23 protein-coding genes are annotated in these 24,488 nt (G+C 52.8%); 22 read left to right on the forward strand and 1 reads right to left on the reverse strand.

The window, feature by feature from the left end:
• Positions 1-60: 60 nt before the first annotated feature.
• From asnC to glmS, 16 genes are all read left to right on the forward strand, one after another.
• Positions 61-519: a transcriptional regulator AsnC gene (asnC, locus tag ACH0WD_RS22335; RefSeq protein WP_000433018.1), complete on the forward strand. Its 459-nt coding sequence runs from the start codon at positions 61-63 to the stop codon at positions 517-519.
• A gap of 89 nt (positions 520-608) precedes the next feature.
• The gene (mioC, locus tag ACH0WD_RS22340; RefSeq protein ID WP_000763721.1) at positions 609-1,052 is read left to right on the forward strand and encodes an FMN-binding protein MioC; all 444 of its coding nucleotides are present in this window, start codon (positions 609-611) and stop codon (positions 1,050-1,052) included.
• Between the two features lie 378 nt (positions 1,053-1,430).
• Positions 1,431-3,320 (forward strand): tRNA uridine-5-carboxymethylaminomethyl(34) synthesis enzyme MnmG, encoded by a 1,890-nt coding sequence (gene mnmG / locus ACH0WD_RS22345; protein ID WP_000499872.1) that lies wholly within the window; start codon positions 1,431-1,433, stop codon positions 3,318-3,320.
• A gap of 102 nt (positions 3,321-3,422) precedes the next feature.
• Positions 3,423-4,046, forward strand: coding sequence for a 16S rRNA (guanine(527)-N(7))-methyltransferase RsmG (gene rsmG / locus ACH0WD_RS22350; RefSeq protein ID WP_001747548.1), 624 nt, complete (start codon positions 3,423-3,425; stop codon positions 4,044-4,046).
• Between the two features lie 615 nt (positions 4,047-4,661).
• Positions 4,662-5,042, forward strand: coding sequence for a F0F1 ATP synthase subunit I (atpI, locus tag ACH0WD_RS22355; RefSeq protein ID WP_000116685.1), 381 nt, complete (start codon positions 4,662-4,664; stop codon positions 5,040-5,042).
• A gap of 8 nt (positions 5,043-5,050) precedes the next feature.
• On the forward strand, positions 5,051-5,866 hold the full coding sequence (gene atpB / locus ACH0WD_RS22360) for a F0F1 ATP synthase subunit A (protein WP_000135632.1): 816 nt from the start codon (positions 5,051-5,053) through the stop codon (positions 5,864-5,866).
• Between the two features lie 46 nt (positions 5,867-5,912).
• Positions 5,913-6,152, forward strand: coding sequence for a F0F1 ATP synthase subunit C (gene atpE / locus ACH0WD_RS22365; RefSeq protein WP_000429386.1), 240 nt, complete (start codon positions 5,913-5,915; stop codon positions 6,150-6,152).
• Between the two features lie 59 nt (positions 6,153-6,211).
• Positions 6,212-6,682: a F0F1 ATP synthase subunit B gene (atpF, locus tag ACH0WD_RS22370; protein ID WP_001052212.1), complete on the forward strand. Its 471-nt coding sequence runs from the start codon at positions 6,212-6,214 to the stop codon at positions 6,680-6,682.
• Positions 6,683-6,696: 14 nt separating this feature from the next.
• Positions 6,697-7,230 (forward strand): F0F1 ATP synthase subunit delta, encoded by a 534-nt coding sequence (gene atpH, locus ACH0WD_RS22375; RefSeq protein WP_001288957.1) that lies wholly within the window; start codon positions 6,697-6,699, stop codon positions 7,228-7,230.
• A 12-nt stretch (positions 7,231-7,242) separates the two neighbouring features.
• On the forward strand, positions 7,243-8,784 hold the full coding sequence (atpA, locus tag ACH0WD_RS22380) for a F0F1 ATP synthase subunit alpha (RefSeq protein ID WP_001176751.1): 1,542 nt from the start codon (positions 7,243-7,245) through the stop codon (positions 8,782-8,784).
• Positions 8,785-8,834: 50 nt separating this feature from the next.
• Positions 8,835-9,698, forward strand: a complete 864-nt coding sequence (gene atpG / locus ACH0WD_RS22385) for a F0F1 ATP synthase subunit gamma (RefSeq protein WP_000896506.1) — start codon at positions 8,835-8,837, stop codon at positions 9,696-9,698.
• Between the two features lie 26 nt (positions 9,699-9,724).
• Positions 9,725-11,107: a F0F1 ATP synthase subunit beta gene (atpD, locus tag ACH0WD_RS22390; RefSeq protein WP_000190499.1), complete on the forward strand. Its 1,383-nt coding sequence runs from the start codon at positions 9,725-9,727 to the stop codon at positions 11,105-11,107.
• 20 nt (positions 11,108-11,127) lie between these two features.
• On the forward strand, positions 11,128-11,547 hold the full coding sequence (locus tag ACH0WD_RS22395; protein WP_001251971.1) for a F0F1 ATP synthase subunit epsilon: 420 nt from the start codon (positions 11,128-11,130) through the stop codon (positions 11,545-11,547).
• 229 nt (positions 11,548-11,776) lie between these two features.
• Positions 11,777-12,475, forward strand: coding sequence for a Bax inhibitor-1 family protein (locus ACH0WD_RS22400; protein ID WP_000009904.1), 699 nt, complete (start codon positions 11,777-11,779; stop codon positions 12,473-12,475).
• 319 nt (positions 12,476-12,794) lie between these two features.
• A complete protein-coding gene (gene glmU, locus ACH0WD_RS22405) occupies positions 12,795-14,165 on the forward strand; it encodes a bifunctional UDP-N-acetylglucosamine diphosphorylase/glucosamine-1-phosphate N-acetyltransferase GlmU (protein WP_000934843.1) in 1,371 nt (456 codons plus the stop codon).
• Positions 14,166-14,353: 188 nt separating this feature from the next.
• A complete protein-coding gene (glmS, locus tag ACH0WD_RS22410; RefSeq protein ID WP_000334061.1) occupies positions 14,354-16,183 on the forward strand; it encodes a glutamine--fructose-6-phosphate transaminase (isomerizing) in 1,830 nt (609 codons plus the stop codon).
• Between the two features lie 149 nt (positions 16,184-16,332).
• Here glmS and ACH0WD_RS22415 read toward each other — a convergent pair whose 3' ends face one another.
• Positions 16,333-18,090, reverse strand: a complete 1,758-nt coding sequence (locus tag ACH0WD_RS22415) for an SgrR family transcriptional regulator (RefSeq protein WP_000213173.1) — start codon at positions 18,088-18,090, stop codon at positions 16,333-16,335.
• Positions 18,091-18,184: 94 nt separating this feature from the next.
• Between ACH0WD_RS22415 and ACH0WD_RS22420 the strand changes: the two genes are divergently transcribed.
• From ACH0WD_RS22420 to pstB, 6 genes are all read left to right on the forward strand, one after another.
• On the forward strand, positions 18,185-19,003 hold the full coding sequence (locus ACH0WD_RS22420) for a shikimate 5-dehydrogenase (RefSeq protein ID WP_000166709.1): 819 nt from the start codon (positions 18,185-18,187) through the stop codon (positions 19,001-19,003).
• A gap of 48 nt (positions 19,004-19,051) precedes the next feature.
• A complete protein-coding gene (locus ACH0WD_RS22425) occupies positions 19,052-20,425 on the forward strand; it encodes a fructose-specific PTS transporter subunit EIIC (protein ID WP_000162553.1) in 1,374 nt (457 codons plus the stop codon).
• A gap of 166 nt (positions 20,426-20,591) precedes the next feature.
• Positions 20,592-21,632 (forward strand): phosphate ABC transporter substrate-binding protein PstS, encoded by a 1,041-nt coding sequence (gene pstS / locus ACH0WD_RS22430; RefSeq protein WP_000867131.1) that lies wholly within the window; start codon positions 20,592-20,594, stop codon positions 21,630-21,632.
• A 135-nt stretch (positions 21,633-21,767) separates the two neighbouring features.
• Entirely contained in the window at positions 21,768-22,727 is a 960-nt protein-coding gene (gene pstC, locus ACH0WD_RS22435) for a phosphate ABC transporter permease PstC (protein ID WP_000741630.1), read from the forward strand.
• Complete coding sequence (gene pstA, locus ACH0WD_RS22440; RefSeq protein WP_000212184.1) at positions 22,727-23,617, forward strand: phosphate ABC transporter permease PstA; 891 nt, start codon at positions 22,727-22,729, stop codon at positions 23,615-23,617. The genes pstC and pstA overlap by 1 nt, the downstream gene beginning before the upstream one ends.
• A gap of 86 nt (positions 23,618-23,703) precedes the next feature.
• Positions 23,704-24,477, forward strand: a complete 774-nt coding sequence (gene pstB, locus ACH0WD_RS22445; protein WP_000063118.1) for a phosphate ABC transporter ATP-binding protein PstB — start codon at positions 23,704-23,706, stop codon at positions 24,475-24,477.
• Positions 24,478-24,488 lie beyond the last annotated feature (11 nt).

Consider the following 24,488-nt stretch of genomic DNA (forward strand, 5'->3'; position numbering starts at 1 on the left):
TGATTCGTTAAAAATAATGGCTAAAATAGAGATAATCATTAATCTGCATAAGAAAAAGCGATGGAAAATTATCAGATCGACAATCTGGACCGCGGCATCCTTGACGCCTTAATGGGAAATGCCCGCACTGCCTACGCCGAACTGGCCAAACAATTTGGCGTTAGCCCTGGAACCATTCACGTTCGCGTCGAGAAAATGAAGCAGGCCGGGATCATTACGGGCGCACGGATTGACGTCAGCCCTAAACAACTGGGCTACGATGTGGGCTGCTTTATTGGCATCATCCTCAAAAGCGCCAAAGACTATCCCTCCGCACTGGCCCGGCTGGAAAGCCTGGATGAGGTGACGGAAGCGTATTACACCACCGGTCACTACAGCATCTTTATAAAAGTGATGTGCAAATCAATCGACGCGCTTCAGCACGTACTTATCAACAAGATCCAAACAATTGATGAAATTCAGTCCACTGAGACACTGATCGTCTTGCAGAACCCGATCATGCGCACCATCAAGCCATGATCGGCTTTTTTAATCCCACATTTTTCCACAGGTAGATCCCAGCTCGTTCACAGAGTACAATGCAGCCTCTTTACCTGAGCGAGCGATCAATGGCAGACATTACTCTTATCAGCGGCAGCACCCTGGGCGGCGCCGAATACGTCGCGGAACATCTGGCGGAAAAGCTGGAAGCTGCCGGTTTTTCAACCGAAACGGTGCACGGTCCGTTATTAGAGGATCTGTCAACTTCCGGGATCTGGCTGATAATCAGCTCAACGCACGGCGCCGGAGACATTCCGGATAACCTGACCCCTTTCTATGAAGACCTTCAGACGCAGAAACCCGATCTTTCCGCGGTACGTTTCGGCGCAATTGGCATTGGCAGTCGAGAATACGACACGTTTTGCGGCGCGATTGAGAAAATAGAAGCGGAACTGAAAGACACTGGCGCAAAACAGGTTGGGGAAACACTGAAGATCAACATCCTTGAACATGAGATTCCGGAAGATCCAGCGGAGATTTGGCTCGGATCTTGGATTAATTTACTCAAATAAGTGTAAAGATCGTGCGATCCATTGTGGATAAATCTGGTGGAAAGCTTGGATCAACCGGTAGTTATCCAAAGAATAACCGTTGTTCACTTTTTGAGTTGTGTATAAGTACCCGTTTTGATCCCAGCTTATACGGGCCACGATCACCGATCATTCACAGCTAGTGATCCTTTCCAACGCATTGATCTTTATTACAGGATCCGGGTTATCCACAGCCTGGTGCGATCCTAATAAGAGATCACAATAGAACAGATCTCTAAATAAAAAGATCTTCTTTTTAATAGCCCGGATCCCGGGGCTTTCTCCATCGGCTAAAGTTGAGTAGAATCCACCGCCCGGGCTTCAATCCATTTTCACACCGCGTTATGCGAGGCAATTACCATGTTTTATCAGGATCCTTTTGACGTCATTATTATTGGCGGGGGTCATGCAGGCACTGAGGCCGCGATGGCCGCAGCGCGTATGGGTCAACAGACTCTGCTTTTGACACACAATATTGACACGTTGGGACAGATGAGCTGCAACCCGGCGATCGGCGGTATTGGAAAGGGACATCTGGTAAAAGAGGTGGATGCGCTCGGCGGTCTGATGGCGAAAGCGATCGATCAGGCAGGTATTCAGTTTAGGATACTAAACGCCAGCAAAGGTCCGGCCGTTCGCGCTACCCGGGCTCAGGCGGATCGAGTCTTATATCGCCAGGCGGTGCGTACCGCGCTGGAGAATCAGCCGAATCTGATGATCTTCCAGCAAGCTGTTGAAGATCTGATTGTCGAAAACGATCGCGTTGTCGGCGCTGTGACCCAAATGGGGCTCAAATTCCGCGCGAAAGCGGTGGTGCTGACCGTCGGGACCTTCCTGGACGGCAAAATTCATATTGGTCTGGATAACTACAGCGGCGGTCGTGCTGGCGATCCGCCATCCATCCCGCTGTCTCGCCGTCTGCGTGAGCTTCCGCTACGCGTCAGTCGCCTGAAAACCGGCACACCGCCGCGTATTGATGCGCGTACTATCGATTTCAGCGTGTTGGCTCAACAGCATGGCGATAACCCGATGCCGGTTTTCTCGTTTATGGGGAATGCTTCTCAGCATCCGCAACAGGTGCCGTGTTACATCACGCATACCAATGAGAAAACCCATGACGTGATTCGTAATAACCTCGATCGTAGCCCAATGTACGCTGGCGTGATCGAAGGGATCGGCCCACGCTACTGTCCTTCGATCGAAGACAAGGTGATGCGTTTTGCCGATCGTAACCAGCATCAGATCTTCCTTGAGCCGGAAGGACTGACCTCTAACGAGATTTACCCTAACGGTATCTCCACCAGCCTGCCGTTCGATGTACAGATGCAGATTGTCCGTTCCATGCAGGGCATGGAGAACGCGAAGATCGTTCGCCCTGGTTACGCGATTGAGTACGATTTCTTCGACCCGCGAGATCTGAAACCGACTCTGGAAAGTAAATTTATTCACGGCCTGTTCTTTGCTGGTCAAATCAACGGTACTACCGGCTATGAAGAGGCTGCGGCGCAGGGCTTGCTCGCTGGTCTGAATGCCGCGCGTCTTTCCGCCGACAAAGAGGGCTGGGCACCTGCGCGTTCTCAGGCTTATCTCGGCGTGCTGGTGGACGATCTCTGTACGCTGGGCACCAAAGAGCCGTATCGCATGTTTACCTCCCGTGCCGAATATCGTCTGATGCTACGTGAGGACAATGCCGATCTGCGTCTGACTGAAATGGGCCGCGAGCTGGGTCTGGTGGATGATGAACGCTGGGCGCGCTTCAACGAGAAGCTGGAAAATATCGAACGCGAACGTCAGCGGCTGAAATCGACATGGGTAACGCCGTCTGCGGAATCCGCCGATGAAGTGAATGCGCATTTGACCACGCCTCTCTCCCGTGAGGCCAGCGGCGAAGATCTGTTGCGTCGTCCGGAAATGACCTACGCGCAGCTCACTTCGCTTGCCGCATTCGCGCCTGCGCTTGAAGATGAGCAAGCCGCTGAGCAGGTGGAAATCCAGGTCAAATACGAAGGCTATATCGCTCGCCAGCAGGATGAGATTGAAAAACAACTACGTAACGAGAATACGTTGCTGCCTGCCACGCTGGATTATCGTCAGGTTTCCGGTCTGTCGAACGAAGTTATCGCCAAGCTGAACGATCATAAACCGGCGTCTATCGGCCAGGCATCGCGTATCTCCGGCGTTACGCCTGCGGCAATCTCCATTCTGCTGGTATGGCTGAAAAAACAAGGTATGCTGCGTCGTAGCGCTTGATAACACTAATTTGGCGGGGGCGCTTCGCTTGCCCGCCCTACAAATTTGTAGGCCCGATAAGCGAAAGCGCATCGGGCATTTGATTATTAACAGGTAATGACCGTGCTCAACAAACTCTCTCGTCTGCTGGCTGATGCCGGTATTTCTCTTACCGATCACCAGAAAACGCTGCTGGCCGCCTACGTTGATATGCTGCACAAATGGAACAAAGCATACAACCTGACGTCAGTGCGGGATCCCAACGAAATGTTGGTACGCCATATTCTCGACAGCATAGTCGTTGCGCCGTATCTTCAGGGACAGCGTTTTATCGACGTAGGAACAGGACCGGGGCTGCCGGGCATCCCGCTGGCTATTGTTCTCCCTGACGCGCATTTCACCTTACTCGACAGCCTGGGCAAGCGGGTACGTTTTCTGCGTCAGGTCCAGCACGAACTGAAACTGGAAAACATCACGCCGGTTCAAAGCCGCGTTGAAGCCTATCCCTCCGAACCACCGTTTGATGGCGTTATCAGCCGCGCTTTCGCATCGTTGAATGATATGGTGAGCTGGTGTCACCATCTGCCGGGAGAGAAAGGGCGTTTTTATGCCTTAAAAGGGCAATTGCCAGGGGATGAAATTGCCTCACTACCTGACAATTTTAGCGTCGAATCTGTTGAAAAATTACGCGTTCCGCAACTGGAAGGCGAGCGGCATCTGGTGATTATTAAGTCAAACAAAGTTTAATTTTTATCAAAAAAAATAGAAAAAAAACGACGCGGCTTGTGTTAAAAATCGACAGGTATAACGCATTTCAGCGTTGTTACATTTAACTCTGGATTTACGGTTTCGTTTCAACATGACAACGTCGCTTCTTTTGTTAAAACAGAGAGTAATCAACTTTGTAAATATCAGTCTGCTAAAAATCGAATCGAAAAATCACTTTTGCTTGTTAAATTTTTATTATAAATGTCAATGGGGCGTTTTTAAGGTGTAAGCTGGTATTTTTAAAACAGTACCTGGTTTTACGCTTAAATATCAAAAAGATGAAAAGGCATGAATTGACACGTAAATGAATTGCGTAAGCATGAATATGTTTAATGTGTGATCTGGTGCACGCTTTATCGCCAGTGTTTTCGCGCTATTTGCAGTTTTGTACGATCGTTCACACTTTGGCTAAAAGTTAAAAATGCGGGCCAGAGAAAAATATTTAAACATTTATTCACCTTTTGGCTACTTATTGTTTGAAATCACGGGGGCGCACCGTATAATTTGACCGCTTTTTGATGCTTGACTCTAAGTCTTAAAGAACGTTTTATACGACACGCGGCATACCTCGAAGTGAGCAGGAGTAAAAACGTGATGTCTGTGTCGCTCGTGAGTCGAAACGTTGCTCGTAAGCTTCTGTTCATTCAGTTTCTGGCGGTAATAGCAAGTGGATTGCTGTTTTGCCTCAAAGACCCCTTCTGGGGCATCTCCGCAGTATGTGGGGGATTGGCAGTGGCACTGCCTAATATGTTGTTTATGATATTTGCCTGGCGTCACCAGGCGCATACACCTGCTAAGGGCCGCGTGTCCTGGACTTTCGCCTTCGGTGAAGCCTTCAAGGTGTTAGCGATGCTGGTTTTACTGGTGGTGGCGTTGGCGGTTTTAAAGGCGGTGTTTTTGCCGCTGATCGTTACGTGGGTTTTGGTGCTGGTGGTTCAGATACTGGCGCCGGCTGTAATTAACAACAAAGGGTAAAAGGCATCATGGCTTCAGAAAATATGACGCCGCAGGAATACATAGGACACCATCTGAATAACCTTCAGCTGGACCTGCGTACTTTCTCGCTGGTGGATCCGCAGAACCCCCCAGCCACCTTCTGGACGCTCAATATTGACTCCATGTTCTTCTCGGTGGTGCTGGGTCTGTTGTTTCTGGTGATGTTCCGTAGCGTTGCTAAAAAAGCGACCAGCGGCGTGCCAGGCAAGTTTCAGACCGCGATTGAGCTGATAGTCGGCTTTGTGCATGGCAGCGTCAAAGACATGTACCATGGCAAAAGCAAGCTGATTGCGCCGCTGGCCCTGACGATTTTCGTCTGGGTATTCCTTATGAACCTGATGGACTTACTGCCTATCGACCTGCTGCCGTATATCGCTGAGCATTGGCTGGGTCTGCCGGCAACGCGCGTGGTGCCGTCTGCTGACGTCAACATCACCCTGTCGATGGCGCTGGGCGTATTCATCCTTATTCTGTTCTACAGCATCAAAATGAAAGGCATCGGCGGCTTCGCAAAAGAGTTGACGCTGCAGCCGTTCAATCACTGGGCGTTCATTCCTGTCAACTTAATCCTTGAAGGGGTAAGTCTGCTGTCCAAACCGGTTTCTCTCGGTCTGCGACTGTTCGGCAACATGTATGCCGGTGAGCTGATTTTCATTCTGATTGCTGGTCTGTTGCCGTGGTGGTCACAGTGGATTCTGAATGTGCCGTGGGCCATTTTCCACATCCTGATTATTACGCTGCAAGCCTTCATTTTCATGGTTCTGACGATTGTCTATCTGTCGATGGCGTCCGAAGAGCATTAATTTACCAACACTACTACGTTTTAACTGAAACAAACTGGAGACTGTCATGGAAAACCTGAATATGGATCTGCTGTACATGGCTGCCGCTGTGATGATGGGTCTGGCGGCAATCGGTGCTGCGATCGGTATCGGCATCCTCGGGGGTAAATTCCTGGAAGGCGCGGCGCGTCAACCTGATCTGATTCCTCTGCTGCGTACTCAGTTCTTTATCGTTATGGGTCTGGTGGATGCTATCCCGATGATCGCTGTAGGTCTGGGTCTGTACGTGATGTTCGCTGTCGCGTAGTAAGCGTTGCTTGAATTAAGAGCAATATCAGAAGGTTAACTAGATAGAGGCATTGTGCTGTGAATCTTAACGCAACAATCCTCGGCCAGGCCATCGCGTTTATTCTCTTTGTCTGGTTTTGCATGAAGTACGTATGGCCGCCGTTAATGGCAGCCATCGAGAAACGTCAGAAAGAAATTGCTGACGGTCTCGCTTCTGCTGAACGAGCACATAAGGATCTTGACCTTGCAAAGGCCAGCGCGACCGACCAGCTGAAAAAAGCGAAAGCGGAAGCTCAGGTAATCATCGAGCAGGCAAACAAACGCCGCGCTCAGATCCTGGACGAAGCCAAAACTGAAGCAGAGCAGGAACGTACTAAAATCGTGGCGCAGGCGCAGGCGGAAATTGAAGCCGAGCGTAAACGCGCCCGTGAAGAGCTGCGTAAGCAAGTTGCTATCCTGGCTGTTGCTGGCGCCGAGAAGATCATCGAACGTTCCGTGGATGAAGCTGCTAACAGCGACATCGTGGATAAACTTGTCGCTGAACTGTAAGGAGGGAGGGGCTGATGTCTGAATTTGTTACGGTAGCTCGCCCCTACGCCAAAGCAGCTTTTGACTTTGCCGTTGAACACCAAAGCGTAGAGCGCTGGCAGGATATGCTGGCGTTTGCCGCCGAGGTAACCAAGAACGAACAAATGGCAGAGCTTCTCTCTGGCGCGCTGGCGCCGGAAACGCTCGCTGAGTCGTTTATCGCAGTCTGCGGTGAGCAGTTAGACGAAAACGGTCAGAACCTGATTCGGGTGATGGCTGAAAATAATCGTCTGAACGCGCTCCCGGATGTTCTGGAGCAGTTTATTCATCTGCGTGCCGCCAGTGAAGCTACCTCCGAGGTAGAAGTTACGTCGGCAACCGCATTGAGTGAAGAGCAGCTTTCGAAAATCAGCGCCGCGATGGAAAAACGTCTGTCACGCAAAGTGAAGCTGAATTGCAAAATCGATAAGTCTGTAATGGCAGGCGTTATCATCCGGGCGGGTGATATGGTCATTGATGGCAGCGTACGCGGCCGTCTTGAGCGCCTTGCAGACGTCTTGCAGTCTTAAGGGGACTGGAGCATGCAACTGAATTCCACCGAAATCAGCGAACTGATCAAGCAGCGCATTGCTCAGTTCAATGTTGTGAGCGAAGCTCACAACGAAGGTACTATTGTTTCTGTCAGTGACGGTGTTATCCGCATTCACGGCCTGGCCGATTGTATGCAGGGTGAAATGATCTCCCTGCCGGGTAACCGTTACGCTATCGCACTGAACCTGGAGCGCGACTCCGTGGGTGCGGTAGTCATGGGTCCATACGCTGACCTTGCCGAAGGCATGAAGGTTAAATGTACGGGTCGTATCCTGGAAGTTCCGGTTGGCCGCGGCCTGCTGGGACGTGTGGTAAACACCCTGGGTGCGCCAATCGACGGTAAAGGTCCGGTTGATAATGACGGCTTCTCTGCCGTTGAAGCCATTGCGCCGGGCGTTATCGATCGTCAGTCTGTCGATCAGCCGGTGCAGACCGGTTATAAAGCCGTTGACTCCATGATCCCAATCGGTCGTGGTCAGCGTGAACTGATCATCGGTGACCGTCAGACCGGTAAAACCGCGCTGGCTATCGACGCCATCATCAACCAGCGCGACTCCGGCATCAAATGTATCTATGTCGCTATCGGCCAGAAAGCGTCCACCATCTCTAACGTGGTGCGTAAACTGGAAGAACACGGCGCGCTGGCTAACACCATTGTTGTGGTGGCTACCGCGTCCGAATCCGCTGCGCTGCAATATCTGGCGCCGTATGCCGGTTGCGCAATGGGCGAATACTTCCGCGACCGCGGCGAAGATGCGCTGATCATTTACGATGACCTGTCTAAACAGGCTGTTGCTTACCGTCAGATCTCCCTGCTGCTCCGTCGTCCGCCAGGACGTGAAGCATTCCCGGGCGACGTATTCTACCTCCACTCTCGTCTGCTGGAGCGTGCTGCGCGTGTTAACGCCGACTACGTCGAAGCCTTCACCAAAGGTGAAGTGAAAGGGAAAACCGGCTCTCTGACCGCGCTGCCGATTATCGAAACGCAGGCAGGTGACGTTTCCGCGTTCGTTCCGACCAACGTAATTTCCATTACCGATGGTCAGATCTTCCTGGAATCTAACCTGTTTAACGCCGGTATTCGTCCTGCGGTTAACCCGGGTATCTCGGTATCCCGTGTAGGTGGCGCAGCCCAGACCAAGATCATGAAAAAACTGTCCGGTGGTATCCGTACCGCGCTGGCGCAGTATCGTGAACTGGCGGCGTTCTCTCAGTTTGCATCCGACCTTGACGATGCCACCCGTAAACAGCTTGACCACGGTCAGAAAGTGACCGAACTGCTGAAACAGAAACAGTATGCGCCGATGTCCGTCGCGCAGCAGTCTCTGGTTCTGTTCGCAGCAGAACGTGGTTATCTGGCGGATGTCGAACTGGCGAAAATCGGTAGCTTCGAAGCCGCACTGCTGGCTTACGTCGACCGTGATCACGCTCCGCTGATGCAAGAGATCAACCAGTCCGGTGGCTATAACGACGAAATCGAAGGCAAGCTGAAAGGCATCCTCGATTCCTTCAAAGCAACCCAGTCCTGGTAACGTCTGGCGGCTTGCCTTAGGGCAGGCCGTAAGGCATTGAGGAGAAGCTCATGGCCGGCGCAAAAGAGATACGTAGTAAGATCGCAAGCGTCCAGAACACGCAAAAGATCACTAAAGCGATGGAGATGGTCGCCGCTTCCAAAATGCGTAAATCGCAGGATCGCATGGCGGCCAGCCGTCCTTATGCAGAGACCATGCGCAAAGTGATTGGTCACCTTGCGAACGGTAATCTGGAATATAAGCACCCCTACCTGGAAGAGCGCGACGTTAAACGCGTGGGCTACCTGGTAGTGTCGACCGACCGTGGTTTGTGCGGTGGCTTGAACATTAACCTGTTCAAAAAGCTGCTGGCGGATATGAAGGCATGGTCCGATAAAGGCGTTCAGTGCGAACTCGCAATGATCGGCTCTAAGGGCGTGTCATTCTTTAATTCCGTAGGCGGCAACGTTGTCGCTCAGGTGACAGGTATGGGGGATAACCCTTCTCTGTCCGAACTGATCGGTCCGGTTAAAGTGATGTTGCAGGCCTACGACGAAGGCCGTCTGGACAAGCTTTACATTGTCAGCAACAAATTTATTAACACCATGTCTCAGGTGCCGACGATCACTCAACTGCTGCCGCTGCCGGCGTCAGAAGATGATGATCTGAAGCGTAAAGCCTGGGATTACCTGTATGAACCAGACCCGAAAGCGCTGCTGGATACTCTCCTGCGTCGTTATGTGGAGTCTCAGGTTTATCAGGGCGTGGTAGAAAACCTGGCCAGCGAGCAGGCCGCACGAATGGTGGCGATGAAAGCCGCAACCGATAATGGCGGCAGCCTGATTAAAGAGCTGCAGTTGGTATACAACAAAGCTCGTCAGGCCAGCATTACTCAGGAACTCACCGAGATCGTCTCGGGGGCCGCCGCGGTTTAACCAGGTTATTTCGTAGAGGATTTAAGATGGCTACTGGAAAGATTGTCCAGGTAATCGGCGCCGTGGTCGACGTCGAGTTCCCTCAGGATGCCGTACCACGCGTGTACGATGCCCTTGAGGTGCAGAATGGTAATGAGAAGCTGGTGCTGGAAGTTCAGCAGCAGCTTGGCGGCGGTATCGTGCGTACCATCGCGATGGGGTCTTCTGACGGTCTGCGTCGCGGTCTGGATGTAAAAGATCTCGAACACCCGATCGAAGTCCCGGTAGGTAAAGCCACGCTGGGTCGTATCATGAACGTCCTGGGCGAACCGGTCGACATGAAAGGCGAGATCGGCGAAGAAGAGCGTTGGGCGATTCACCGCGCAGCGCCTTCCTACGAAGAGTTGTCAAACTCTCAGGAACTGCTGGAAACCGGTATCAAAGTTATCGACCTGATGTGTCCGTTCGCGAAGGGCGGTAAAGTCGGTCTGTTCGGTGGTGCGGGTGTAGGTAAAACCGTAAACATGATGGAGCTTATTCGTAACATCGCGATCGAGCACTCCGGTTACTCTGTGTTTGCGGGCGTAGGTGAACGTACTCGTGAGGGTAACGACTTCTACCACGAAATGACCGACTCCAACGTTATCGATAAAGTATCCCTGGTGTATGGCCAGATGAACGAGCCGCCGGGAAACCGTCTGCGCGTTGCACTGACCGGCCTGACCATGGCGGAGAAATTCCGTGACGAAGGTCGTGACGTACTGCTGTTCGTCGATAACATCTATCGTTACACCCTGGCCGGTACGGAAGTATCCGCACTGCTGGGCCGTATGCCTTCCGCAGTAGGTTACCAGCCGACTCTGGCGGAAGAGATGGGCGTTCTGCAGGAACGTATCACCTCCACCAAAACCGGTTCTATCACCTCCGTACAGGCGGTATACGTACCGGCGGATGACTTGACTGACCCGTCTCCAGCCACCACCTTTGCTCACTTAGATGCAACCGTGGTACTGAGCCGTCAGATCGCATCTCTGGGTATCTACCCGGCCGTTGACCCGCTGGACTCTACCAGCCGTCAGCTGGATCCGCTGGTTGTTGGTCAGGAACACTACGACACCGCGCGTGGCGTTCAGTCCATCCTGCAGCGTTATCAGGAACTGAAAGACATCATCGCCATCCTCGGTATGGATGAACTGTCTGAAGAAGATAAACTGGTGGTAGCACGCGCGCGTAAAATTCAGCGCTTCCTGTCCCAGCCGTTCTTCGTGGCGGAAGTATTTACCGGTTCTCCGGGCAAATACGTTTCCCTGAAAGACACCATCCGTGGCTTTAAAGGCATCATGGAAGGCGAATACGATCACCTGCCGGAGCAGGCGTTCTACATGGTCGGTTCCATCGACGAAGCCGTGGAAAAAGCCAAAAAACTTTAACGCCTTAATCGGAGGGTGATATGGCAATGACTTACCACCTGGATGTCGTCAGCGCGGAGCAACAAATGTTCTCCGGTCTGGTCGAGAAAATCCAGGTTACGGGTAGCGAAGGCGAACTGGGGATTTACCCGGGGCACGCGCCGCTGCTCACCGCCATTAAGCCTGGTATGATTCGCATCGTTAAGCAGCACGGTCATGAAGAGTTTATCTATCTGTCCGGCGGCATTCTGGAAGTGCAGCCTGGCAGCGTGACCGTTCTGGCGGATACCGCGATTCGCGGTCAGGATCTCGACGAAGCGCGAGCCCTGGAAGCGAAGCGTAAAGCCGAAGAGCACATTAAGAGCTCGCACGGTGACGTGGATTACGCTCAGGCGTCTGCGGAACTGGCCAAAGCGATCGCTAAACTGCGCGTTATCGAGTTGACCAAAAAAGCGATGTAACACCGGCTTGAAAGCATAAAACCAGTCTGATTGCGGACTGGTTTTTTTTTATCCTCTCAATTTTTATTCGATAAACTAGCAACGACAAAAACAAGCGGCTGAAGGCGACGCGTTTTCAGCGACAGCGCTGTTTTCATTAAATCCTTCTTTCTGTCATTGGCATCTGCACATTGTGCGAAGAAGGGAGGAATGGATGCGTTTTTATTGCATAAAATGAGGGATTATTACTATGTCATTTCAGCCATCCTTTGCGGGTCCACAACCCGACTCAAGGATTGATCGTACTACCTTTATTCGTCGTGCTTATCTTCATCTCGCCGTCGCCATCGTCGGTTTTATCGTATTGAGCGCGGCGTGGAGTTTTATAGGGGTCGGGGAGTATGCGCTTGATGTGCTGCTGGCTGGTGGAAGATATAGCTGGTTGGTTGTTCTCGGCGCTTTTATGCTGGTGGGAATGCTGGCGACCCGTCTGGCGGATAATGCGGGGAATAATCAAACGCAACTTATCGGGCTGGGGATTTATGTGTTGGCAGAATCCCTGATTTTTGCCCCCCTGTTAACGGTGGCGGCGTATATTAACCCGTCGAGCATTGGCGCGGCGGCAATAACGACTCTGTTGCTGGTCGGCGGCCTGACGTTTACCGCTTTTTCTATAAAAAAAGACTTTTCTTTTCTGCGCTCGTTTCTGACTATGGCTGGGTTCATTGCTTTTGGCGCGATTATTGCCAGCGTCATCTGCGGCTTCTCGCTGGGCGTCTGGTTTTCTGCGCTGATGGTACTGCTGTGCGCCGGGTTTATACTTTACGATACTTCTAACATTATTCACCATTACCCTACCGATCGCCCTGCTGGCGCGGCATTACATCTGTTTGCTTCTATCGCGACCATGTTCTGGTATATTTTGCGGATTTTTATGTCGCGTAATTAAGTAAAAAATACGCGCAACGGAAAACCAGCGGCCTCTGTCGCTGGTTTTTGCTTTTCTGACTCCCCTGCGCTTTATTACGTTATCTTCTTTATTTATGGAGTAAAAAAACAGCAAAAACATCGGACTACGTTGCCAATACGCGGGTGTTTTTACTTTTCAGGAGACAAGAGGCGCGGTAATGAACGAAAATGATTCATTAGCAGGCGGGGTTTTTATCCCGGTGAGCGTTTTATCCTTCTTCCATTTTACGATGAAAAAAATGTAGTATTTTCAACGTGAAACAGTATAAATTCGTTCTCAAATTACAGTCAGGACGCGTATGTTAAATAGTGCTATGAGCGTAGTGATCCTTGCCGCAGGTAAAGGCACGCGCATGTATTCCGATATTCCTAAAGTGCTGCACACGCTGGCGGGTAAACCCATGGTGCAGCATGTCATTGATGCAGCTACTAAATTAGGGGCCGCACAGGTTCATCTGGTCTATGGCCACGGTGGCGAGTTGTTAAAACAGACCCTGAAAGATGACAAGCTGAACTGGGTGCTTCAGGCGGAACAGTTGGGAACAGGTCACGCAATGCAGCAGGCCGCGCCCTTCTTTAGCGACGATGAAGATATTTTAATGCTTTACGGCGACGTGCCGCTGATTTCGGTTGAAACCTTACAGCGCCTGCGCGATGCCAAACCGCAGGGTGGTATTGGGTTATTAACCGTGAAGCTGGACGATCCGAGCGGCTATGGCCATATTACGCGTGAAAACGGTAAAGTGACCGGCATCGTTGAACATAAAGACGCCACTGATGAACAGCGTCAGATCCAGGAAATTAACACCGGTATTCTGATCGCCAACGGCGCGGACCTGAAACGCTGGTTGTCTAAGCTGACTAACAATAATGCGCAGGGTGAATATTACATCACTGATATCATTGCGCTGGCTTATCAGGAAGGACGGGAAATCGCCGCGGTGCATCCGGCTCGCATCAGCGAAACGGACGGCGTGAATAACCGTCTACAGCTTTCTCGTCTGGAGCGTATTTACCAGGCCGAACAGGCGGAGAAACTGCTGTTATCCGGCGTTATGTTGCGCGATCCGGCACGTTTTGATCTCCGCGGCACCCTTCATTGTGGAATGGATGTCGAAATTGACGCTAACGTTATCATCGAAGGTTATGTAACGCTCGGTCACCGCGTGAAGATCGGCGCGGGCTGCATTATTAAAAACAGCGTTATTGGCGATGACTGCGAAATTAGCCCATACAGCGTGGTGGAAGATGCGCATCTGGAAGCGGCCTGCACCATCGGCCCGTTTGCTCGCCTGCGTCCCGGCGCGGAGCTGTTAGCGGGCGCTCACGTCGGCAATTTCGTTGAGATGAAAAAAGCGCGTCTCGGTAAAGGCTCGAAGGCCGGTCATCTGACCTACCTGGGCGATGCGGAAATTGGCGACAACGTGAATATCGGCGCGGGGACCATCACCTGTAACTATGATGGCGCGAACAAATTCAAAACGGTTATTGGCGACGATGTGTTTGTCGGCTCCGATACCCAACTGGTGGCGCCGGTTACTGTTGGTAAAGGGGCCACCATCGCCGCAGGGACTACTGTCACCCGTAACGTAGCTGACAATGAACTGGTATTAAGCCGCGTGCCGCAGGTGCATAAGCAAGGCTGGCAGCGTCCGGTGAAGAAAAAGTGATTTTGTAGGCCGGATAAGCGTCAGCGCCATCCGGCAGACCGGAGATGAGAGGATAAAATAATCCTCCGCTCCATGAGCAGTACTTATAAAAATAACCCCACTCTCTACAAGGCTCGGGGCGCCCGCAACGACGGGCATACAGGTCAGCGACAACGCATGGCGTAATGCCATAATCAGGAAATAAAACTATGTGTGGAATTGTTGGCGCTATCGCGCAGCGTGATGTAGCTGAAATCCTTCTCGAAGGTTTACGTCGTCTGGAATACCGCGGATATGACTCTGCCGGTCTGGCCGTGGTGGATGCAGAAGGTCATATGACCCGCCTGCGTCGCCTCGGTAAAGTCCAGATGCTGGCTCAGGCAGCGGAAGAACACCCGCTGCATGGCGGCACCGGTATTGCTCACACTCGCTGGGCGACGCACGGTGAACCTTCAGAAGCTAACGCGCATCCGCATGTTTCTGAACACATTGTGGTGGTGCATAACGGCATCATCGAAAACCATGAACCGCTGCGTGAAGCGTTAAAGGCGCGTGGCTATACCTTCGTTTCTGAAACCGACACCGAAGTGATTGCACACCTGGTAAACTGGGAACTGAAACAGGGCGGTACTCTGCGTGAGGCTGTTCTGCGTGCTATCCCGCAACTGCGTGGCGCATATGGTACGGTAATTATGGATACCCGTCACCCGGATACCCTACTGGCTGCACGTTCTGGTAGCCCGCTGGTGATTGGCCTGGGTATGGGCGAAAACTTTATCGCTTCTGACCAGCTGGCGCTGTTGCCAGTGACTCGTCGCTTTATCTTCCTTGAAGAGGGCGATATCGCTGAAATCACTCGCCGTTCGGTAAATATCTTCGATAACACCGGCGCGGAAGTAAAACGTCAGGATATCGAATCCAATCTGCAATATGACGCGGGCGATAAAGGTATTTACCGCCACTACATGCAGAAAGAGATCTACGAACAGCCGAACGCGATCAAAAACACCCTTACCGGGCGTATCAGCCACGGTCAGGTGGATTTAAGCGAGCTGGGACCGAACGCCGATGAACTGCTGTCGAAGGTTGAGCATATTCAGATCCTCGCCTGCGGTACGTCTTACAACTCCGGTATGGTTTCCCGTTACTGGTTTGAATCGCTGGCAGGTATTCCGTGCGACGTTGAAATCGCCTCTGAATTCCGCTATCGCAAATCTGCCGTGCGCCGTAACAGCCTGATGATCACCCTGTCACAGTCTGGCGAAACGGCAGATACCCTGGCTGGCCTGCGTCTGTCGAAAGAGCTGGGATATTTGGGCTCTCTGGCAATTTGTAACGTGCCGGGATCTTCGCTGGTGCGTGAATCCGATCTGGCGCTGATGACCAACGCGGGTACGGAAATTGGCGTAGCATCTACCAAAGCCTTTACCACCCAGTTAACCGTGCTGTTGATGCTGGTGGCGAAACTGGCGCGTCTGAAAGGTCTGGATGCGTCCATTGAGCATGATATCGTGCATGGCCTACAGGCGCTGCCGAGCCGTATTGAGCAGATGCTGTCGCAGGACAAACGCATCGAGCTGCTTGCAGAAGATTTCTCCGACAAGCATCACGCGCTATTCCTCGGTCGTGGCGATCAATATCCGATTGCGCTCGAAGGCGCGCTGAAGCTGAAAGAGATCTCTTACATTCACGCGGAAGCCTATGCTGCAGGCGAGCTGAAACACGGGCCGTTGGCGCTGATTGACGCCGATATGCCGGTGATTGTGGTGGCGCCGAACAACGAACTGCTGGAGAAACTGAAATCCAACATCGAAGAAGTTCGCGCACGTGGCGGTCAGTTGTACGTCTTCGCCGATCAGGATGCGGGTTTCGTCAGCAGCGACAACATGCACATCATCGAGATGCCGCATGTGGAAGAAGTGATCGCGCCTATCTTCTACACCGTTCCGCTGCAACTGCTGGCGTATCACGTGGCGCTGATTAAAGGCACCGACGTTGACCAGCCGCGTAACCTGGCGAAATCGGTGACGGTAGAGTAAGTCAAATGTATTACCAGGCAGAAGGCCGTCGATAGACGGCCTTTTTTTGTGCGCTGTGACAGGCGCTGTTCTTTCTCTATGGTGGCTGAAGAGCGACTAAGAGGTGCTACGCCTGCCTGCGCTACGGGCACCCGGTCACATTCTCTTCTTTAAGGCCCTGGCTCAATCCAGGTGGATCGGAAATCAAACCATCCCAGGTTATTCAGGTGGATCCCCCTGGCCCGGTCGGGGCTTTTGAGTCGCATCCAGTGGTGAAACAGCGGCTGTAGCCAGCCTGAACGGGTGGTTTCCCTGACCAGTTGTTCCGCGCTGATGGTTTCGGCATGCCACTGGGTTTCCCATTGGGCCAGCAGCGCATCATCCCCACCGCTGATGGCATGGCGCAGTAAAGGGGAGCCCAGTAGCCATGTACCGACGTTCCACTCTTCGGGAATGGGGAAATTGACCGTCCCCAGCCAGAGATCCACATTGGCTTTGCCATTCGCCCAGTCATCATAATTCAGCTCAACGCCCTCAAGTAAAATGCCCTGCTGGCGCATGATCTCTTGCATGATATCCAGGAGCATTGGAAATTCAGGGTGCTGATCGTGATAGGCCAGACGCAGTTTTGCGTAGGGCGACGACGAGATAAAAGGTGAACAGGCCGGGCCCGCCTCAATAGTATGAAACCAGGAGGACAGCAGGCTGCCGCCCGGTACCCAGAAGGGGCGAATTGCCTCACTCAGATGCTGGAGTATGGCGTAAGGGCTGAGTGTTTCCCGTAGCCAGCGGCGATGTTCGGCGGTATGCCAGTGCGGGGAGCGGCTGTCGCATAATAAAAAATATCCTCCACGCTCAAGAAACATCTCGCGCAGGTTGTCAGAAGGTTTGCCTGATACCTGGCTAAGCCGTCCGGAAACGTAATCCTCATCGCTCAGGCTGGAGCTGAGCCAGGCTGCCGTGTCGTTATCCGACAGCGATTCCGCCAGGTTGTCTGTCTCCGTTAAATTCGGCCAGATAAAGACCTCCACTTCATCCAGCAGCCCGCGCAGGCCGAAATAGTGGTCAAAGGCCTTCATTTGCAGATGAAAGCCATTGTTTTCCACCACCTCATAAGGGCCAGTCCCCACAGGATGTGCCGGGAAATCAGCGCGTTGTGTATGGTCAGGCGGTAGGATCATGGCATCAATATGGCTGAGCAGCAGCGGCAGTCGGTTATCCGGGTGCGCCAGCGTAATTTCAAGGCTCAGCGGCCCGGTGGCCTGAATGGTCTGCAAGTGCGAGAACAACGGCAGCTTAGCGCTGCGGGTCAGTGAAGCGATAACCGCGTCGATCGTCAGCTCCTGACCATCATGCCAGAGGACGGCGGGGCGCAGATAAAAACGCCAGCGCAGTGGATCAATCTGCCGCCAGTGGTGGGCAAGATCGGCTTCGACTTCACCTTTTTCCTCATTTATGCGCGTCAGGCCGCTAAAAATCTGCCTGACCAGATGCTGCTCAGAGCGACGCAACGGTATGCCGGGGCACAGTGACGGCATTGTCCGGTAATAGGGGATGCACAGCCGCTGATAGTCTGCCCGCACGCTATAGCCCAGCTTTGAACGCAGCAGTTGCGCCACCTGGTGCTTATTTTTACCCAGCAGTTGAATGGCCTGATCAACATGACCAGACTCCAGCAACTGCTCCGCCTTTTCGCTTAACAGCTGTTCTGGTTTATAGCGCAGGTGAAGCCGGGCGCGATGCCCACGTCCGGCCTGTGATTGCCAGATGAGCCACTTTGCCTCCTGCATCTGAAGCAACAGATTACGCATATGCCGCCGGGTGCAGAACAACACATCCGCCAGCTCCTGTAGCGTCACGCTAACAGGCTTGTCGCCATAGTGCTGGAGTAGCTTTAAGTATTTTTGTTCAGTGTGCCGGGTTGTCATAAAAGGTGAAATTTCCCGAACGGGAATGAGCAATTTTTAATATCCCCTTTTTAGCCGATGATTTTCTCTATCGCAACTTCTATGAGGATTCATCATGACAAAGCGCATTAATAAAGATACTCAGGTCTGCATGTCCCTGGCGGCACGCCCAAGTAACTTCGGTACACGCTTTCACAACTATCTGTACGAAGCGCTGGATCTCAATTATCTCTACAAAGCTTTCTCGCCGACCGATCTTACGCAGGCCATTAGCGGCGTGCGCGGTCTGGGGATCCGTGGGTGCGCGATCTCTATGCCATTTAAGGAAGCCTGCATTCCGCTGGTGGATGAACTGGATGCTTCCGCTCAGGCCATTCACTCAGTTAATACCATTGTGAATACCAATGGCCATCTGAAGGCGTACAACACCGATTACATTGCAATAGCTCGCTTGCTGGCGAATTACAAGGTCTCTCCCGACCTGGTGTTTGCTTTGCGTGGCAGCGGTGGTATGGCAAAGGCAGTGGCCTGCGCGCTGAAGGATGCGGGGTTTACCCGTGGTTATATTGTCGCGATTGATGAAGCGTCAGGTAAACAACTGGCCGAACTCTATGGCTATGAATGGCGCCCGGATACCGACGGTATTGAAGCCGATTTGTTAATTAACGCCACGCCTATCGGAATGGCTGGCGGTAATGATGCCGACAAACTCTCTTATTCCGAACAGGAAGTGGATAAGGCGAGCGTTATCTTTGATGTGGTGGCGCTACCGCCCGTCACGCCGCTGATCCGCTACGCCCGTGAACGCGGTAAAACCGTGATTACCGGTTCCGAAGTGTTTGCTATTCAGGCCGTGGAACAATTTGTCCTTTATACCGGGATTCGCCCGGACGACGCGCTGTTCCAGAAAGCCGCGGCCTGGTCACGTCTGTAACATTTTTTCCCGCTTTTTCTTTAAATTAAAAGAACAGGGTACCCTACTATGACTAAAAAAATTGTTGCTGTGACGGCCTGTCCGACGGGCGTCGCCCATACCTTTATGGCGGCAGAAGCGTTGGAAATTGAAGCCCGCAAGCGTGGTGACTGGATCAAGGTTGAAACCCGCGGTTCCGTCGGGGCGAAGAACACGCTGACCGCGGAAGAGATAGCGCAAGCGGATGTGGTGATTATCGCGGCGGATATTGAGCTGGATCTGTCAGGCTTTGTTGGCAAAAGACTCTATCGCACCAGTACCGGCGCGGCGCTAAAAAAGAGTGCGCAGGAAATGGATAATGCTTTCAATAGCGCCGAGGTCTATCAGGGGAGTGCCGGGCGCTCTTCTTCAGTTGGTAAAACAGAGCTACCCGGCGTTTATAAGCATTTAATGACCGGCGTATCCCATATGCTTCCTTTGGTGGTGGCGGGAGGGTTATGTATCGCGCTCTCTTTTGTCTTCGGTATCCAGGCCTTCAATGAGCCGGGCACGCTGGCGGCTGCGTTATTTCAAATCGGTGGTAAGGCGGCCTTTGCGCTGATGGTGCCGGTACTGGCTGGGTTTATTGCCTTCTCAATTGCCGATCGTCCGGGTCTGGCCCCGGGGCTTATTGGCGGGATGTTGGCCAGCCTGTGCGGCGCCGGTTTCCTGGGAGGGATTGTGGCCGGTTTTCTGGCCGGTTACAGCGTACGGTTTCTGGCGCAAAATATTAAGCTGCCAGCGTCAATGGAAGCGCTTAAGCCTGTGCTGGTTTTGCCGCTACTGTCTACGCTGATTACCGGCCTAATCATGATTTATGTGGTGGGTGGCCCCGTTTCTGCGGTGATGGAAGGGCTGACGACGTTCCTGGGGAATATGACCTCTACGAATGCTATCTTGCTGGGAATGTTGCTGGGCGCAATGCAAGGTTTTGACCTTGGCGGGCCGGTGAATAAAGCTGCGTATACCTTCGGCGTCGGTTTACTGGCTTCTCATTCTTATATGCCAATGGCGGCCATTATGGCGGCAGGGATGGTACCGGCATTAGGAATGGGCGTCGCAACCTGGGCGGCCAGAGCGAAATTCAATGCCGCTGAGCATGAAGCGGGTAATGCATCTTTTATCCTGGGGCTGTGCTTTATCTCTGAAGGGGCGATTCCCTTCGCCGCGCGTGACCCGATGCGCGTCATCCCTTCCACGATGGTCGGTGGCGCAATCGCCGGGGGACTATCCATGTATTTCGGTTGTACACTGATGGCGCCACACGGCGGCCTCTTTGTCCTGGCGATCCCACATGCGGTAGAACATGTGATGCAATATCTGCTCTCTATTGCCCTGGGCACTATTGCCTGCGGCCTGATGTACGCGCTGTTGAAACCGTCTGCGGTTGCGCAAACAGTCTAATTCATCTCCCCCTGCAGGCTGGTCTGGTGTCTCCCCGGGCCAGCTTTTTTTATTTCCATTGTCATCAAACCGTCATAATCAAGACATATAACTGTCATCAATTTGTCCTATTTTGCTCATCGTAGCAACTCAAACAACGATTTACCGAAACCGTGCAGGAGACATTATGAAAGTTATGCGTACCACTGTCGCAACTGTTGTCGCCGCGACCTTATCGATGAGCGCGTTCTCTGCCTTTGCAGCAGCAAGCCTGACAGGTGCCGGTGCAACGTTTCCTGCGCCGGTGTATGCCAAATGGGCGGATACCTACCAGAAAGAAACCGGTAACAAAGTCAATTACCAGGGGATAGGCTCTTCCGGCGGCGTGAAACAAATCACCGCGAATACCGTTGATTTTGGCGCTTCCGATGCGCCGCTGTCTGACGAAAAACTGAATCAGGAAGGCCTGTTCCAGTTCCCGACGGTGATCGGCGGCGTGGTGCTGGCGGTGAATATTCCAGGCCTCAAATCCGGCGAACTGGTGCTGGATGGTAAAACACTGGGTGACATCTACCTCGGTAAAATCAAAAAGTGGGATGATGAAGCCATCACCAAACTGAACCCAGGCGTGAAGCTGCCTTCTCAGAACATCGCTGTGGTGCGTCGCGCTGACGGTTCCGGTACTTCCTTCGTGTTCACCAGTTACCTGGCGAAAGTCAACGACGAGTGGAAATCGAAAGTGGGCGCGGGTTCTACCGTGAACTGGCCAACCGGTCTGGGCGGTAAAGGTAACGACGGCATCGCGGCATTTGTACAGCGTCTGCCAGGCGCTATTGGCTACGTTGAATACGCTTATGCCAAGCAGAACAACCTGGCCTACACCAAACTGGTTTCTGCCGACGGCAAACCGGTAAGCCCGACGGAAGAGAGCTTCTCTAATGCGGCGAAAGGCGCTGACTGGAGCAAAACCTTCGCGCAGGATCTGACCAACCAGAAAGGTGACGATGTGTGGCCAATCACCTCCACCACCTTTATCCTGGTCCACAAAGCGCAGAAGAAACCTGAGCAGGGTGCTGAAGTGTTGAAGTTCTTCGACTGGGCCTACAAAAATGGCGCTAAACAGGCGAATGATCTGGACTACGCCAGCCTGCCGGATAACGTTGTTGAGCAGGTTCGTACCGCCTGGAAGACCAGCATAAAAGACAGCAACGGTAAGGCGCTGTATTAATTAACGAATTGACGGATGGCGCTACGCTTATCCGCCCTACGGTTTCGACCGCAGGCCCACGTTGTAGGCCGGATAAGCGTAGCGCCATCCGGCAGGGGCAACGTCGTAAAACGCGTTTAATGGAAAGAGTAATTTATGGCTGCAACCAAGCCTGCTTTTAACCCGCCGGGTAAAAAAGGCGACATGATTTTCAGCGCGCTGGTAAAACTGGCTGCGCTGATTGTGCTATTGATGTTGGGCGGTATTATCGTCTCATTGATCATCTCCTCCTGGCCAAGTATTCAGAAATTTGGTTTCTCATTTCTTTGGACTAAGGAATGGGACGCGCCAAACGATATCTACGGCGCGCTGGTGCCCATTTACGGCACGCTGGTGACCTCCTTTATCGCACTGCTGATCGCCGTTCCGGTCAGTTTCGGCATTGCCCTGTTTTTAACCGAGCTGGCGCCAGGCTGGCTAAAGCGTCCGCTCGGCATCGCCATTGAACTGCTGGCGGCGATCCCCAGTATCGTGTACGGCATGTGGGGGCTGTTTATCTTCGCGCCGCTGTTTGCGACGTACTTCCAGGAGCCGGTCGGCAATATTCTTTCCAACATTCCGTTTGTCGGCGCGCTGTTCTCCGGCCCGGCCTTTGGTATCGGCATTCTGGCGGCGGGCGTCATCCTCGCCATCATGATCATCCCCTACATTGCGGCGGTTATGCGCGACGTCTTCGAGCAAACGCCGGTAATGATGAAAGAGTCCGCTTACGGTATCGGCTGTACTACCTGGGAAGTTATCTGGCGCATCGTGCTACCGTTCACCAAAAATGGCGTGATCGGCGGCATTATGCTGGGGCTGGGCCGTGCTCTGGGTGAAACGATGGCGGTCACTTTTATCATCGGCAACACTTACCAGCTCGACAGCGCGTCGCTGTATATGCCGGGCAACAGCATCACTTCCGCGCTGGCGAACGAATTCGCTGAGGCGGAATCGGGTCTGCACGTGGCAGCGTTGATGGAACTGGGGCTGATCCTGTTTGTGATCACCTTTATCGTCCTGGCGGCGTCTAAGTTCATGATTATGCGTCTGGCGAAGAACGAGGGAGCACGTTAATGGCTACGCTTGATATGCTGAACACCGCGCAGCTCGCGGAATCCCGTCGCAAGATGCAGGCGCGTCGCCGTATGAAGAACCGTATCGCACTAACGCTATCAATGGCGACGATGGCATTTGGCCTGTTCTGGCTGATCTGGATTTTGATGTCCACCATCACGCGCGGCATTGATGGTATGTCGCTGGCGCTGTTTACCGAAATGACGCCGCCGCCGAACACGGCGGGCGGCGGGCTGGCGAACGCCCTGGCGGGGAGTGGATTATTGATTCTCTGGGCTACCGTATTGGGTACGCCGCTGGGGATTATGGCCGGGATCTATCTGGCGGAATATGGCCGTAAATCCTGGCTGGCGGAAATCATTCGCTTTATTAACGACATTCTGCTTTCCGCGCCGTCAATTGTTGTGGGGCTGTTTGTTTACACCATCGTGGTGGCGCAGATGCAGCACTTCTCCGGCTGGGCAGGGGTGATTGCGCTGGCGCTGTTGCAGGTGCCGATCGTTATCCGTACCACTGAAAACATGCTCAAGCTGGTGCCGGATAGCCTGCGTGAAGCCGCTTATGCGCTGGGTACGCCGAAGTGGAAGATGATCTCCGCGATTACGCTGAAAGCCTCTATCTCCGGGATTATGACCGGTATCCTGCTGGCTATTGCGCGTATCGCCGGCGAAACGGCGCCATTGTTGTTTACCGCGCTCTCGAACCAGTTCTGGAGCACCGACATGATGCAGCCGATCGCCAACCTGCCGGTAACCATCTTTAAATTCGCGATGAGTCCGTTTGCCGAATGGCAACAATTAGCCTGGGCGGGCGTGCTGATTATTACCCTGTGCGTACTGCTGCTGAATATTCTGGCGCGTGTTGTTTTCGCGAAGAAAAAACACGGTTAAAGACATTGTAGGCCTGATAAGCGTAGCGCCATCAGGCATTATTTTACGGCGTGGCGGATGCGGCGCTGGATGAGGAAAAGAGTGAAATGAGTATGGTTGAAACTGCCCCGAGTAAGATTCAGGTTCGTGATTTGAACTTCTACTACGGCAAATTCCATGCCCTGAAGAACATTAATCTGGATATCGCGAAGAATCAGGTAACGGCATTTATCGGGCCATCCGGCTGTGGTAAATCAACGCTACTGCGTACCTTCAATAAAATGTATTCGCTTTATCCGGAGCAGCGCGCGGAAGGTGAAATTCTGCTGGATGGCGACAATATTCTCACCAACACCCAGGATATCGCGCTGCTGCGCGCAAAAGTGGGGATGGTATTCCAGAAGCCGACGCCGTTCCCGATGTCCATCTATGACAATATCGCCTTTGGCGTGCGTCTGTTTGAGAAGCTGTCTCGTGCCGATATGGACGAGCGCGTGCAGTGGGCGCTGACCAAAGCCGCATTATGGAACGAAACCAAAGATAAATTGCACCAGAGCGGGTACTCTCTCTCCGGTGGTCAGCAGCAGCGCCTGTGCATTGCGCGCGGTATCGCCATTCGCCCGGAAGTGTTGCTGCTGGATGAGCCATGTTCAGCTCTGGACCCGATCTCTACCGGGCGTATTGAAGAGCTGATCACCGAGCTGAAACAGGATTACACCGTGGTGATCGTGACCCACAACATGCAGCAGGCGGCACGTTGCTCCGATCATACGGCGTTTATGTACCTGGGCGAGTTGATTGAGTTCAGCAACACGGACGATCTGTTCACCAAGCCCGCGAAGAAACAAACAGAAGACTATATCACCGGTCGTTACGGTTAATTCAGGAGTGC

The sequence above is a fragment of the Salmonella sp. 2020_1395 genome (assembly GCF_043848115.1).
Lineage (GTDB): Bacteria > Pseudomonadota > Gammaproteobacteria > Enterobacterales > Enterobacteriaceae > Salmonella > Salmonella enterica.